The sequence below is a fragment of the Amaricoccus solimangrovi genome (genome assembly GCF_006385685.1).
Classification (GTDB): Bacteria; Pseudomonadota; Alphaproteobacteria; order Rhodobacterales; family Rhodobacteraceae; genus Amaricoccus; species Amaricoccus solimangrovi.
Map to the genome: position 1 here is coordinate 1 of NZ_VFRP01000017.1, position 14,140 is coordinate 14,140.

Consider the following 14,140-nt stretch of genomic DNA (forward strand, 5'->3'; position numbering starts at 1 on the left):
GCCGAGGCGTGGATATTCATCGCCCATATCCGCGTCCTGACCAGGCGCCTCGCAAGGTATTGGCACGGCGCGTAGAGTTTCGAGTCCGGCTCTGAGGGAAATCCAGTCCTACATCGCCTATGACGATATAATGGCCGCCGCGAAGGTGGCGAACCGCATTCGGCAGAGCACCGAGATGCTCGCGGACCACCCGATGCTGGGGCGGGAGTGGGACGGGCATACCCGCGCGCTGGTCGTCTCTGGCCTGCCCTACCGCGTTCACTACAGGATCAATGAACGCGCCGGCGTCGTGGAAATCATCACCGTGGCGCATACGAGCCGGAAGTCGCCGCGGCTTGAATAGTCCCGAGGTCCCTCACTCGAAATCGTAGGTGAACCCCTCCGCCCCCGCGCCCACGGTCACGCGCGAGAGTTTTCCCCCCTCCAGCGCCCGGCGCAGCACGCCCCGGCTCAGTTCCGGCAGCAGCGTGTTGGTCAGGATCGCGTCGATCATCCGTCCGCCGGATTCCACCTCCACGCAGCGCGCGCGCACCAGGCCGAGCACGCCCTCCCCGATCACCAGTTCCGCCTCGTGGCGCTCCATCAGCTGCCGGCGGATCCGGGCGAAGCGGGCGGTGGCGATCCGGTCGATCATGTCGTCGTCGAGCGGATAGTAGGGGATCGTCACGACGCGGCCGAGGAAGGCCGGCGGGAACACCTCGAGCAGCGGCGGGCGGAGTGCCTTGTCGAGCCCCTCGACCCCCTCGCGACGGCGGCCGTTCTCCGTCGCGCGCATGATGACCTCGGAGCCGACGTTGGAGGTGAGCAGGATCAGGCAGTTCTTGAAGTCGATCCGCCGCCCCTCGCTGTCGTCCATCATCCCCTTGTCGAACACCTGGAAGAAGATCTCGTGCACGTCCGGATGCGCCTTCTCGACCTCGTCGAGCAGCACGACGGAATAGGGCCTGCGCCGCACCGCCTCGGTCAGCACGCCGCCCTTGCCGTAGCCGACATAGCCGGGCGGCGCGCCCTTCAGCAGCGAGACGGTGTGCGCCTCCTGGAATTCGGACATGTTGATCGTGATCAGGTTCTGCTCGCCGCCGTAGAGCGTTTCGGCGAGCGCGAGCGCGGTCTCGGTCTTGCCGACGCCCGAGGGGCCGCAGAGCAGGAAGACGCCGACCGGCTTCTCCGGCGGGCCGAGGCCGGCGCGGCTGGTCTGCACGCGGGAAGCGATCATCTCCATCGCATGGTCCTGGCCGACGACGCGCTCACCGAGGATCGCGGCGAGGCCGAGCGCCTTTTCGGTCTGGCTCGTCAGCATCCGGCCCGTCGGGATGCCGGTCCAGTCGCGCACCACCGCCGCCACCGCGTCGCGGTCGACCGAGGGCAGGATCAGCGGGGACTCGCCCTGGACTCCGGCGAGCTCGGTCATCAGCCCCTTGAGCTCGGCGAGAACGGCCTCGCGGTCGGGCGGGGCCTCGTCGCCTGAAACCTGCTCCCCCGCCGCTTCCTCGAGGGGCGCCCCCTCGGAGGCTTCGTCGCCGGCGACGGGATCGAGCGGCGCGCCCGCGCCGCGCAGCCGGGCGCGGAGCGCGAGGACGCGGGCGACGAGGTCGCGCTCCTTCTCCCAGCGCGCCTCCGCTTCCGCGATCTCGCCTTCGAGCGTGGCGAATTCCGCCTCGAGCCTGTCCCGCCGCGCCTCGGTGTCGAGCCCGATCGCCGCCTCGCGCCCGAGGATGCCGCGCTCCACCTCGAGCATCGCCCGGCGGTGGCGCAGGTCCTCGACCTCGGCCGGGGTGGCGTGCTGCGAGACCGCGACGCGGGCGCAGGCGGTGTCGATGAGGCTCACCGCCTTGTCGGGCAGCTGCCGCGCCGGGATGTAGCGGTGCGAGAGCGAAACCGCCGCCTCGATCGCCTCGTCGAGGATCTGGACCTCGTGATGCGCCTCCAGCACGCCCGCCACGCCGCGCAGCATCCGCGCCGCCGAGGCCTCGTCGGGTTCCTCGACCTTCACCACCTGGAAGCGGCGGGTGAGCGCCGCGTCGGACTCGATATGCTGCTTGTATTCGGCCCAGGTGGTCGCGGCGATGGTGCGCAGTTCGCCGCGCGCCAGCGCGGGTTTCAGCAGGTTCGCCGCGTCCCCGGTCCCGGCCGCGCCGCCGGCGCCGATCAGCGTATGCGCCTCGTCGATGAAGAGGATGATGGGCGTCTCCGAGGACTGCACCTCGTCGATCACGGCGCGGAGCCGCTTCTCGAACTCGCCCTTGACGCTCGCGCCGGCCTGCATGAGCCCGATGTCGAGCGCGCGGAGGCTCACGCCTTCGAGGCCGGGCGGCACGTCCCCTTCCGCGATCCGGAGCGCGAAGCCCTCCACGACGGCGGTCTTGCCCACGCCGGCCTCGCCGGTCAGGATCGGGTTGTTCTGCCGCCGCCGCGTCAGCACGTCGATGATCTGGCGGATCTCGGGATCGCGGCCGATCACCGGGTCGATCCTGCCCGCCCGCGCCCGCTCGGTCAGATCGGTCGCGTAGCGCGCGAGGGCGGACTCGGCCCCGGAAGCGCGGCGCGGCGCGGGCGCGGCTTCCGCGGAGGGGGCCGGGCCGCCCTCGATCGAGCCCGCGAGCACCTCGTCGAGCCGCGCGCCGATCGCCTCCGTGTCGATCCGGTCGAATTCGCCGCTGATGCGCCCAAGCAGCCCCTCGAGCACCGGCACCCTGAGCGCGGCGAGCAGGATGTAGGCCGAGCGCACCGTCTCGTCGCGGGCGTGGAGCGCGCCGTAGCTCATCCCCTCCTGGATCGCGTGGAACACGTGGTCGGAGAAATCCTGGATCGAGGTCGCACCATAGGGGAGCCGGTCGAGCGCCCCGGTCATGTCCGCCGCGAGCCGGCCCGCGTCCACGCCGGATTCCGCGAGGATCAGCGCCACGTCGCCCCGGTCGATGAGCGCCAGCTGCTCGATGAAATGGGCGAGTTCGACGTAAGGGTTGCCGCGCAGCTTCGCGGTGTCGGCCGCCGCCTTGAACGCGCGCTGACAGGCCGGGTCGAGCCGCGCCACCAGTTCCTTGCGCTTGAACACCTGCGACGACGAGCGCTCGGCCACCGGTGTAGTCCTTTCCAATCCGGTTGATCGGAGGCACGAAATGGCATTAGCTGATGACCGACAGCCTGCCACAATCCGCTCCGATTTCAAAATGCTCCGTCGGGAAGAGGGGCCAGCGGGAGGGGGGAGCACCGGATGATCGAACCGTTGCCGGGCGACATCTTTCGCAAGGGGCAGGTGCTCAACAACACCTACGAGATCGAGGGCGTGCTCGGGCGTGGCGGCACCGGCGAGGTCTATCGCGCACGCAACCAGATCACCGGCCGCGTGGTCGCGCTCAAGGCCCTGAACCGCGCCTTTTCCGCCAACGACGCCTATATCGAACTGATGAAGCGCGAGGAGGAGATGCGCGCGATCGCCTCCGACGCGGTGGTGCGCTACACCGACTGCAGCCGCAGCGCCGAGGGGCATGTCTATCTGGTGATGGACTATGTCGACGGCACGCCGCTCTCGGACTGGCTGGAGGCGGGCGGGGCCGATCCGGGCGACCTGATGACCGTCGCCCGCCGGGTCTCCGAGGGGCTCGTCGCGACCCATGCCCGCAACATCGTCCACCGCGACCTCTCGCCCGACAACATCATCCTGCGCGGCGGCGATCCGGGCCAGGCGGTGATCATCGACTTCGGCATCGCCAAGGATGCCAACGCGGGCGCGCGCACGATCGTGGGCGACGGTTTCGCCGGCAAGTACGAATACGCCGCGCCCGAGCAGATGAACGGCCACGCCGAGCCGCGCTCGGACCTCTACGCGCTCGGCGCGCTGCTGCTCGCCACCTTCCGGGGCCAGGTGCCGGACGCTGGCGGCTCGCCCGGCGCGATCGTCGCCTCGAAGCAGCGCCCGCTCGACACGGGCGGCGTGCCGGAGCCGCTGCGCGGGCTGATCGAGCGGCTGGCCGACCCCGATCCGGCCCGGCGGCCGCCGAGCGCGGCGGCGGTCCTCTCGGAGATCGACGCGCTCGGCAAGCCTTCGCCGGAGCGGGGGAAACCGGAGCGGGGAAAGCCCGCGCCGGAGAAGGGGCGGCGGTCCCGCTGGCCGCTGGCGGCGGCGGTCCTGCTCGTGGCCGCGCTCGCGGGGCTCGGCTGGTGGCTCGCGCGGCCCGGGGTTCCGCCGGTCGCGCGGCCCTATGTCTTCACCGCCGAGCGGACCGGCGACGGCGCGGCGCGGCTCTCGGGCGACGTGCCCGACGCGGCGGCGGGCAAGGCGGTGGCCGAGGCCTTCGCCGCCGCGACCGGCGCCACGCCCGAGCCCGACGCGCTCACCCTGGCCTCCGGGCAGCCGGTGGCGGACTGGGGCGCGGCGGTCGCGGCGCTCATCACCGCCGCCGCGCCGCTCGAGGAATGGCGGCTCGACGTCTCGGACCGCGACGCGGGCCTCGTCGGCGTGGCGCCGGACGCGACCGGGCGGGCGGCGGTGGAGGCGGGCTTCGCCTCCGCGGCGACCGGGGCCGGGCTGGTCCCCCACGCGCGGATCGCGACCGGGCCGCTCCGGCTGACACCGGCGATGGTCGAGGCGGCGGTGAAGCCGCTCGCCGATTGCGGTCCGCTCATTGCCGCGCCGCCCTCGGGCGGCGACGTCTATCCGATGGGCGCGGAGGTCGCGGTGCGGGGGAGTGTCGCCTCCGACGAGACCCGGCGGAAACTCGGCGCCGCCCTCGCCGGGGCGATCGGCGACCGTGTGGCGCGCGCCGAGCCGGTGGTGCTCAACCCTGCGATCTGCGGCGTCGCCGGCCTGCTGCCGGCGGTGTCGGCGGGAACGGGGTCGATCTCGGTCGGGCTCGGCTTCGGCGGGCGCGACGAGAAGAACCTGACCGGGATCTACGCGACCGGCGACAATCCCGTCATCGACGTGCTCCTGCCCGCCGAGCCCGGCGACGGCCATCTCTGGGTGGTGATCGCCGACGTGACCGGCAATCTCTACAACCTGCTGCCCCGGCTGAGCCAGCCCGCCACCGCCGTGGCGGATCTCGGCACCGTCGCGGGCGGCGTGCGGCGCGTGCGCGTCGCCTATGGCGAGGCGGAGGCGCGCGCGGATCCCGCCTCCCGGCTGTCCTTCCGGGTCGACGACACCTTCGGCAAGAGCCTCGTCATCGTCTTTCGCACCGACCGGCCGCTCTTCGACACGCTCAGGCCCACGACGGAGACCATCGCCTCCTTCGCGGCGGATCTCGACGCCGTGCTCCGCGAGGGGCGGGTGACGATCCTCGCGGTCGCCACGCAGCTGCTCGACACGCGGGAATAAGACGGGGTTCCGGCGCCGCCGCTCCCGGAAACTTGCGCGGAAGGGGGTTTCGCGGGTACACTGGGATCATTGCGCCCGGGAATTCCTTGGAGAAACGGGACGTGTTCGATTTCGAGCCCTGGCTCGCGCCGATCGGCGAGCCGAACCCATCCGGCAAGGAACTGAACGGCGAGCCTCGTTTCGACGCGCTCCTCCGCATGACGCGCCCGACGGTCGAGGTGGTACGCGATCCGCGCAACAACAATCCGGTGTCGCGCGTGGTCGAGCCGGTCGACTGGTCCGCGGTGCTCACCGAGGCCGAGGCGCTGCGCGGCGAGGGGCGCGACCTGCGGCTCCTCGTCGTCGTCGCCCGCGCGCTCGCGAATGAGCGCGGCTTCGAGGGGCTGGCCGACGGGTTGACCCTGATCGCCCGCACGCTCGAGGAACACTGGGACACGCTTTATCCGCGCCTCGGCTCGGGAGCGACCCCGCGCGAGGCGGCGCAGCGGCGGGTGAGCACGCTGCTCACGCTGCAGATGGACCGCGACGGCGAGGGGCTGCTCGCCGATCTGCGCGGCCGCGTCGCCTTCGCCTCGCCGGCGCTCGACCCGGTGACCGGGCGCGGGCTCGAACGCGCCGCGCTCGACAGCCGCGCCGCGCTCGGCGAGGCGGCGCCGGGCATGGGCGAGCAGGAGCGCGCGGCCTTCGTCGCCGAGCACGAACGGCTGGTCAGCGCCGTCGCCACCGCCTGCGCCGCCCAGGCCGACCAGGCGCCGGCGGAGATGGCGGCGCTCGCCGCCCGGGCCGGCGCCGCCTGCGACGCGCTGACGATGCTCGAACGCGTGCTCGCCGAACGGCTCGGGACCGCGGTGCCGCTCGCCGATCTCGGCCGGAGCCTCGCCCGGATGCGGACGCCGCTGGAGCGGAGCCTGAAGGCCGCGGCCGCCGGGAACACCGCCGCCGCGCCCCAGGACCCGGCGCCGGCGGCCGCGGCGCCCGCCCCGCTCGGCGGGGGGGCGAGCCTCGCGCCGGCCGCCGCCAGCCCGGTCCCGCCCGGGCGGCTCGCCACGCGGCAGGACGTGATCGCCTGCCTCGACCGGATCATCGAATTCTACGACCGCGTGGAACCGGCCAGCCCGGTTCCTTTTCTCGCACGCCGGATGCGCCGGATGGTGCCGATGGATTTCCTCGAACTCATGGAGGATCTCGCCCCCTCCGGTCTCAAGGAATTCCGCTCCCTCGCCGGACTCGCGGACGACAAGAAGGCTTCTCGCAACTCGGGGTGACAGGACATGGCGGAAAGCAAGGCGAAGGTCATCGAACGCAACCGCGCGCCCCGCGTGCAGATCGCGTATGATGTCGAGCATTATGGCAGCCCGACGACGATCGAACTTCCGTTCGTGATGGGCGTGATGGCGGGCCTCGCCGGCGCCTCCGAGACGCCGGAGGCGGCGAAGCCGGTCACCGACCGCGCCTTCGTCGACGTCGACGCCGGGCGGTTCCCGAAGTTCATGGAGGCGCTGGCACCCCGGGTGAAGGCGCGGGTGCGGAACACGCTGCCAAAGGCCGAGGGCGCGGAAGGCGAGGAGGAACTCGCGGTCGATCTCAGCTTCCGCTCGATGGGCGACTTCGCCCCCGACAGGATCGCCGAGCAGGTGCCCCAGCTCGCCGAGCTTCTCAGGATGCGCCGCCAGCTCGAGGAACTCCTGGGCTTCATGGACGGGCGGGTGGACGCCGAGAAGCGGATCGCGGCGCTCCTCAACAACGAGCCCCTGCTCGCGAAGATCGCGAACGAGGCCGTCTCGGGCGAGAAGGAAGGCTGAGATGGGCGAGCCGGAACAGGAACAGGTCGCCGCTCCAGGCGTGGCCGAGGCCGAGGCGGTCGATCTCGGCGAATACATGGGCCATCTCGAGAAGGATTTCCGCGTCAGGGAGGACGACGGCGCGCGGCTCCGCGAGCTCGTGCGCACATTGGCGCTCGCCGCGCAGGCGCGTTCCGAGACGACGGCGATCTCGTCGAATGCGATCAAGTCCGTGAAGTCGCTGATCGCGGGCATCGACGCGATGCTGACCGAGCAGATGAACGAGGTGATGCACGCCCCCGAGGTGCGCGAGATCGAGGGCACCTGGCGCGGCCTGTGGTATCTCGTCAACAACACCGAGACCGACCAGAAGTTGAAGATCCGGGTGATGAACATCACCAAGGGCGAGCTCGCCGACACGCTCGAGGATTACGAGGGCCAGCTCTGGGACCAGAGCCCGGTGTTCCGCAAGGTCTATACCGACGAATACTCGATGTTCGGCGGCGAGCCCTTCGGCTGCCTCGTCGGCGGCTACGAATTTTCGAACCACCCGAAGGACGTGGGTCTCCTGCGCAACATGTCGGGGATCTGCGCCTCGGCGCACACGCCCTTCATCGCCGCCGCCTCGCCCACGCTCTTCCGGATGGAGAGCTGGCAGGAACTGCCCAATCCGCAGGATCTCCAGCAGATCGTCTCGAATCCGCGCTACGCCTCCTGGCAGTCGCTCCGGGAGAGCGAGGACAGCCGCTACATCGGCCTCACCATGCCGCGCGTGCTGGCCCGGCTCCCCTATGGCGCGGAGACGGTGCCGGTCAAAGGGTTCGCCTTCGAGGAGGAGGTGGTCGGCGACCACGAGAAATACGTCTGGATGAACGCGGCCTTCCCGATGGGCGTCAACATCAACCGCAGCCACAAGCTCTTCGGCTGGGGCAGCCAGATCCGGGGCGTCGAGAATGGCGGCGCGGTGCTGAACCTGCCGGTGCATACCTTCCCGACCGACGACGGTTCGGTCGCGATGAAATGCCCGACCGAGGTCGCGATCGACGACCGGCGCGAGGCGGAGCTCGCGAAGCTCGGGCTGATGCCGATCCTGCACCGCAAGAACACCGACATCGCCGCCTTCATCGGCGCGCATTCGCTGCAGGACGACGAGGCGCGCGCCGGCCGGCTCGTCGATTCCGACGCGCAGGCGAACGAGCGGCTCTCGGCGAACCTGCCCTATCTCTTCCCGGTCTCGCGCTTCGCGCATTACCTGAAGGCGATCGCGCGCGACAAGATCGGCTCCTTCAAGGAGCGGGCGGACATGCAGATCTGGCTCACCGAGTGGATCAACCGCTACGTCCTCGCCAATCCCGCCTTCGCCGACGACGCGGCCCGCGCGCGAAGGCCGCTCGCCGCGGCCGAGGTGCAGGTCGACAGCGTCGAAGGCCGGCCCGGCTACTACGCCGCGCGTTTCTACCTCCGCCCGCATTACCAGCTCGAAGGCATCAACGCCTCGCTCCGGCTGGTCTCCGAACTGCCGTCCGTGAAGCAATGAGGGTCCCGCGCCGGGACCATTTCAAAGGGGGGAATACGGAATGAAGATCGACGGCTTTCTCAAGGTTCCCGACATTCCCGGCCCGAGCGAGCGGGACGGCCACGCCGACGAGATCGAGGTGCACCGCGTCGATTTCAACATGCACGCGCCCTACGACCCGAACAGCCTGTCGCGCCGCGGGCGGGTGGCGCTCGACCAGATCGTCTTCACCAAGCACTACGACATGGCCTCGCCCTATCTGAAGAAGGCGCTGTTCGAGAACACGCCGCTCGACGAGGTGGTCTTCGCCGCGCGGCGCACAATCGGCGGCGAGACGAGCGACTATCTCGTGGTGACGCTGACCGACGCCTCGGTGATGAGCTACCGCCTGCACCCCTCCGCCGAGGAGCCGGACGTGATCGAGGAGGAGGTCGGCTTCGCCTATCACAAGATCAAGTTCGTCTACGACAAGGACCACGAGATCGAGATGGACGTCCGCGTCGGCAAGTGACGACGGGCGGGAGGCGCGAAGGAATGATCGAGACGGGCGATTCCCCCCGGTCGACGCGCGAGGCCGCGCAGCCCTCGCTCTGGGACCGGCTGATCAACGACCTGCCGGGGATCGCCTCCGAGATCGAGGGGCTGCGCGGGATGCTCGACGTCACGCTCGGCGCGGAGCGGGTCGAGGCGCTGGTCGCGGGCGGGCCGCGCGCGATCGAGGCCGAGGCGGATCTGGCGCCGGCGGTCCGCGAACAGCTCGCCCGGCTCTGCGCGGGTCTCGCGCGGCGCGCCGAGATCGAGACGCGCGGCATCGTCGTCTCGGGCCGCGTGCTGCGCGAGGCGGTGCGCCGCGACATCGAGGCGCTCTTCAACACCGAGCGTTTCGAGAGCACGCCGCTCCGGACCCCGGCCGAGGCGGTGGCGCGCCCGGACGACCCGCCCTCGCTCGCCGATTTCCCCGAGGTCCGGCGCAGCGTCGTGAACTACGGCGTCCCCGCCTTCGCCGGGCGCGCCGCGAAGGATTTCGACCAGGAGACGCTGGCGCGCGAGATCAAGGCGGTGCTTGCCACCTTCGAGCCGAGGCTCCGCGAGAGCGCCACCCGCGTCACGGTCTCGACCGGCGACAAGACCGGCATCACGATCGAGATCGACGGCCTGCTCGTCATGTCGCCGGTGCCCGAACGGCTCATCCTGCGCACGCTGGTCGATCTCGAGACCGGCTGGGCGCGCACCAGCCTGCGCGAGGCCTGAGATGGACCGGGCCTTCCTCGAATATTACGAGGAAGAGCTCGCCCATGTCCGGGGCCTCGCCGGCGAATTCGCCGCGCTCCATCCGGCGATCGCGCGCAACCTCGCGCTCGACACGGTGCCCTGTCCCGATCCTTACGTCGAACGGCTGCTAGAAGGGGTGGCCTTCCTCTCCGCGCGCACGCGGCTGAAGCTCGACGCCGAGGGCGGCCGCTTCGCCCGCGCGGTGCTCGACGCGCTCTATCCCGACCTGATCGCGCCGACACCCGCCACCGGCATGGTGGCGCTGCGCCCGGCGCAGCAGGTCCGGACCATGCGCGCGGGCCATGTCGTGCCGCGCGGGACAAGGCTCGTCGCGGGGCTGAGGCCGGGGCTCTCGACGCGGGCGACCTACACGACCGCGCAGGACGTGACGCTCTGGCCGATCGAGATCGCGGGCGCGGCCTATCACCAGGACCGCGCCGCGCTCGCCGCCGCCGGGATCGGCGCCGCGGTCGGGATGAGCGGGGGTGGGGGCGAGACGGGAGAGGCCGCGCTCCGCCTCACGCTGCGCCGGAGCGGGGGCCCGCTCGCCGAACTCGCGCTCGACCGGCTGGACCTGCATTTCCACGACCGGAGCCGGGCGCCGGCGCTGTTCGACACGCTCTTCGGCGCGGTGGCGGCGGTCGGCGCCCGGCCGGCCGCGCCGCCGGGCAAGCCCGGATCCGCGCTCTTCCCCGTCGAGGGGCCGTCGATGATCGGGCTCCGCGACGACGAGGCGCTGATGCCCCGGACCCGGCCCGGCTTCGAGGGCTACCGGCTGCTGCGCGAATATTTCATGATGCCCGAGCGGTTCCACTTCGTCCGGATCGAGGGGCTGCGGCCCGTCGTCGCCCGCTGCGATGGCGATCTGGAGGTGGTCTTCCTGCTCCGCCGCCCGGCGCCCGTGCTCGCCGATCTCAAGCCCGCCGATCTCGGGCTCTTCACGACGCCGATCGTCAACCTCTTCGAGCGCGAATGCGACATGGTCGAGGTCGATCCGCGCCGCCCGCGCCAGGTACTGCACGCCGACCGCGCCCGGCCGAGGGATTTCGAGATCTACCGGATCATCCGGCTCGAGGATGCCGACCGCGACGGGCCGGAGGCGCGGATCCCCGCGCTCTTCGACTTCGACCAGAATTCCGGCGGCCCGGTCTGGTGGGCCGAGCGCCGGCCGCGCCGCGCCGGCGAGGACGAGCGGCGTCGGGGGCGGCTCCGCACCTCCTACGCGGGGGACGACGTCTTCGTGTCGCTGTCGCACCCGGCCGCGGAGGCGCCGGCGAAGCCGGTCGCGCGGCTCGACCCGCGCGCGCTCTGTACCAACCGCGACCTCGCGCTGATCGACGACCAGCCGGCGCTGACGCTCGAGAGCGGCGACCCGGTGCAGGGCGTGACGCTCATCGGCTCGCTGCGCCCGCCGCGGCCCGCGCTCGCGCCGGGACCGGAGACGCGCGCGGGCGAGAGCCGGGCGGACGAGCTCGCCTGGCGGCTGGTGGCTCAGCTCTCGCTCAACCATCTCGGCCTCGCGGTCGAGGGGCAGGCGCTGGAGCCGCTCCGCGCGACGCTGGAGCTCTACGCCGACCGGGGCGACCCGGCGCTGGCGCGCCATGTCCGGGGGCTGACCGCCGTCACCGCGCGCCCGGTCATCGAGCGCCTGCCGGTCGCGGGACCGATGTGCTTCGGGCGGGGCACCGAAATCACGCTCGAGATCGACGAGACACGGTTCGCCGGCCACGCCGCGCTGCTCCTGCCGGCGCTGCTCGCCCGGCTCTTCGCACGCTACGCCGCCGTCAACGCCTTCGCGCGGACGCGGACCAGATTAGCCCGCGGGCACGAGGAGGTGTCATGGCCAATGACGCTCGGCAACCGCGGCCTGATCTGAGCGGGGGCGGGACGCTTCCCGCGCCGGCCGATCAGATGGATTTCTTCGAGCTGCTGCGCCGGCTCGAGGCGGAGGACCGGATGGAGGGGCGGCGCTTCGGCCGGGGCGGGCGCCCCGAGCAGGAGCCGGCGCGGCTCGGCCAGGAGGCGCGGCTCGGCTTCGCGGTGCGCGACGTCGCGGCCTGGCACCCGGCCCGGGGCGACCGGCCGGCGACGGTGGGCGTCGCCGTGATCGGCCTCATCGGGCCGGAGGGGCCGCTGCCGCTGCACATCGCGCGCTGGGTGCTCGACCGGCTGGCGAACCGCTGGTTCACCGGCGGCGGTCCGGAAGGGGCGGGCGCGACCAGCGACACGACCTTCCTCGATTTCCTGAACATGACCCAGCACCGCGCGCTGGCGCTCTACTGGCGCGCCTGGGCCGACCAGAACCCGGCGGCGCAGGCCGAGCGCGGCGCGGCGGACCGGCTCCGCGTCATGCTCCGCGCGCTCGCGGGCGGCGGCGAGGATCCCATCGCGGGGCTGAAGCTCGGCCAGGCCGCCGCGCTGTCGCATCAGGTGCTGGGGCCCGAGCGGCTGACCAGCCTCGTCTCGGCCGCGCTCGGCCTGCCGGTCCGCATCAGCGAATTCGTCGGCGGCTGGAACGCGGTTCCGGCGCGGCTGATGACCCGGCTCGGCCGCGCCCACGCGGTGCTCGGGCGCGGCGCGGCGCTGGGGCCGCGCGTCTTCACCCGGCAGAGCCGGATCGAGCTTCGCGTCGGCCCGCTCGGATTCGACGACTATCTCTCGCTGCTGCCCGGCGGGCGGCGGCTCGCGGCGCTCCGGCTCGCGCTGCTGCACGGGATCGGCGAGAGCCTCGACGTCGACCTGCGCCCGATCCTCGCCGCGGCGGAGATCCCGGCGGCCCGGCTCGGCGCGAGCCGACTCGGGCGCACCGCCTGGCTCGCGCCGCGCCGTGCCGCGGACGCGGACGACCTGTGTCTGCGCGCCGTGGTCGGGCTCGCGGCAGAAGGGCGGGGGGCGGCGTCGTGAGCCTCGTCCTCACCCTCGTCGAGGCGCCACGCCCCCAGATCGTCCGGCGGATGAGCCTCCGGGAGGACGAGGAGATCGTGATCGGCCGGGGCGCGGGGGCCGACTGGCGCATCGAGGATCCGGACAACTACGTCTCCCGCGCCCATTGCACCGTCTCGGGCCGGGGCGGCGGCTACATGGTCACCGACACGTCGAGCGGCGGGCTCTTCGTCGACGACGCCTCCCGGCCGCTCGGCCCCGGCCGGCCGCTCGCGCTCCGCGACGGGATGCGCCTGCGCCTCGGCGACTACGTGATGCGGGTGGAACTCGACGCCGCGCCCGCCGCGCCACCGCCGCCGGGCGGGGCGGCGCGGGATTTCGACGCGGACGCCTTCTTCGCCGCCCCGGCCGCGCCGCCCCCGCGCGAGGCGCGGCCGCGCGGCCTGCCCGACCCGTTCGATCCGCCGCCGAGCTTCGTGCCGCCGGTCGACACCACGCCCCCCGAGCGCCGCGGCCCCCCCGCCTTCGACGACCCGTTCACGCTCGACCCGCTCCCGAGCGAGCGGGTGCGCGAGCGGCCCCCGCCCAGAGGAGGGGGCGAGGGGGGAGGGCTCGGCGGAGGTGGATTCGACTGGGGCGAGCCCGCGCCCGCCGCACCGGAGCCCGCCGATGCCCCCGCCCAGCCCGAGGATTTCGGCGCGGAGGGGTTCGACTGGGGACCGGCCGCGCCGCCGGCGCCGAAGCCAGCACGGGAGCCAACTCCGGAGCCGCGCCCGTCCGCCGCCGCGGGTCCGGGCGAGGACGCGCTCTTCGCCGCCTTCCTGCGCGGGCTCGGGCTCGACGCGGCCGACGCGCCACAAGGGGACCGGCTGGCGCGGATGGAGGCCTTCGGGCGCGAGTACCGGATGATGGCCGAGGGGCTGATGCGGCTCCTGCGGCTCCGGGCCGAGGAGAAGGGCAATGCCCGCCTCGCCCAGACGGTGGTCGGATCGGCGGAGGTGAACCCGCTCAAGTTCATGCCCACCGTCGAGGACGCGCTCGCGGTGATGGCCCAGGGCCGCGCCGGCGGCTTCGCCGAGGCCGAGGTGGCGATCGCGGGCGCGGTGCGCGACCTCGCCGCGCATCACGCCGGCACCTGGCGCGGCACGCAGGCCGCGCTCCGGCGGATGGTGGACCGGTTCGACCCGGCCGCGATCGAGAAGGAGCTCGATGAGCTCGGCCTGCTCGAGCAGCTGCTCGCCGGCGGCCGGCGCGCGAAACTGTGGGAGCTTTACCAGAAGCGGTTCCGCGCGATCGCCGAGAGCGCGGAGACGCGGTTCCTTGGCGAGGTCGGCGCCGATTTCCGCGACGCCTACGAAGGGGAGAAATGAC

Annotated in this window: 11 protein-coding genes; 10 read left to right on the plus strand and 1 reads right to left on the minus strand. The window is 72.5% G+C overall.

Features of this window, described 5'->3' with window-relative positions; all coding sequences use genetic code 11:
* Positions 1-100: 100 nt before the first annotated feature.
* Complete coding sequence (locus FJM51_RS15560) at positions 101-343, plus strand: type II toxin-antitoxin system RelE/ParE family toxin (RefSeq protein ID WP_267901431.1); 243 nt, start codon at positions 101-103, stop codon at positions 341-343.
* A 12-nt stretch (positions 344-355) separates the two neighbouring features.
* On the opposite strand, the gene tssH is transcribed toward FJM51_RS15560, so the two are convergent.
* Entirely contained in the window at positions 356-3,079 is a 2,724-nt protein-coding gene (gene tssH / locus FJM51_RS15565; protein WP_140455064.1) for a type VI secretion system ATPase TssH, read from the minus strand.
* Between the two features lie 135 nt (positions 3,080-3,214).
* On the opposite strand from tssH, the gene FJM51_RS15570 reads away from it, so the two are divergent.
* The 9 genes from FJM51_RS15570 (at position 3,215) to tagH (ending at position 14,139) form a co-directional block, all read left to right on the plus strand.
* A complete protein-coding gene (locus FJM51_RS15570) occupies positions 3,215-5,317 on the plus strand; it encodes a serine/threonine-protein kinase (protein WP_140455065.1) in 2,103 nt (700 codons plus the stop codon).
* Between the two features lie 101 nt (positions 5,318-5,418).
* On the plus strand, positions 5,419-6,582 hold the full coding sequence (tssA, locus tag FJM51_RS15575) for a type VI secretion system protein TssA (RefSeq protein WP_140455066.1): 1,164 nt from the start codon (positions 5,419-5,421) through the stop codon (positions 6,580-6,582).
* Positions 6,583-6,588: 6 nt separating this feature from the next.
* Positions 6,589-7,119: a type VI secretion system contractile sheath small subunit gene (gene tssB, locus FJM51_RS15580; protein ID WP_140455067.1), complete on the plus strand. Its 531-nt coding sequence runs from the start codon at positions 6,589-6,591 to the stop codon at positions 7,117-7,119.
* Position 7,120: 1 nt separating this feature from the next.
* Positions 7,121-8,635 (plus strand): type VI secretion system contractile sheath large subunit, encoded by a 1,515-nt coding sequence (gene tssC / locus FJM51_RS15585; RefSeq protein ID WP_140455068.1) that lies wholly within the window; start codon positions 7,121-7,123, stop codon positions 8,633-8,635.
* A gap of 40 nt (positions 8,636-8,675) precedes the next feature.
* Complete coding sequence (locus FJM51_RS15590) at positions 8,676-9,125, plus strand: Hcp family type VI secretion system effector (RefSeq protein ID WP_140455069.1); 450 nt, start codon at positions 8,676-8,678, stop codon at positions 9,123-9,125.
* Between the two features lie 23 nt (positions 9,126-9,148).
* Positions 9,149-9,865 (plus strand): type VI secretion system baseplate subunit TssE, encoded by a 717-nt coding sequence (gene tssE / locus FJM51_RS15595; protein ID WP_140455070.1) that lies wholly within the window; start codon positions 9,149-9,151, stop codon positions 9,863-9,865.
* 1 nt (position 9,866) lies between these two features.
* A complete protein-coding gene (gene tssF / locus FJM51_RS15600) occupies positions 9,867-11,762 on the plus strand; it encodes a type VI secretion system baseplate subunit TssF (protein ID WP_140455071.1) in 1,896 nt (631 codons plus the stop codon).
* Positions 11,726-12,790 carry a type VI secretion system baseplate subunit TssG gene (tssG, locus tag FJM51_RS15605; protein ID WP_140455072.1) on the plus strand — a complete coding sequence of 355 codons (1,065 nt, stop codon included), beginning with the start codon at positions 11,726-11,728 and terminating at the stop codon, positions 12,788-12,790. The genes tssF and tssG overlap by 37 nt, the downstream gene beginning before the upstream one ends.
* Complete coding sequence (gene tagH / locus FJM51_RS15610; RefSeq protein WP_140455073.1) at positions 12,787-14,139, plus strand: type VI secretion system-associated FHA domain protein TagH; 1,353 nt, start codon at positions 12,787-12,789, stop codon at positions 14,137-14,139. Before tssG ends, tagH begins: the two co-directional genes overlap by 4 nt.
* Position 14,140 lies beyond the last annotated feature (1 nt).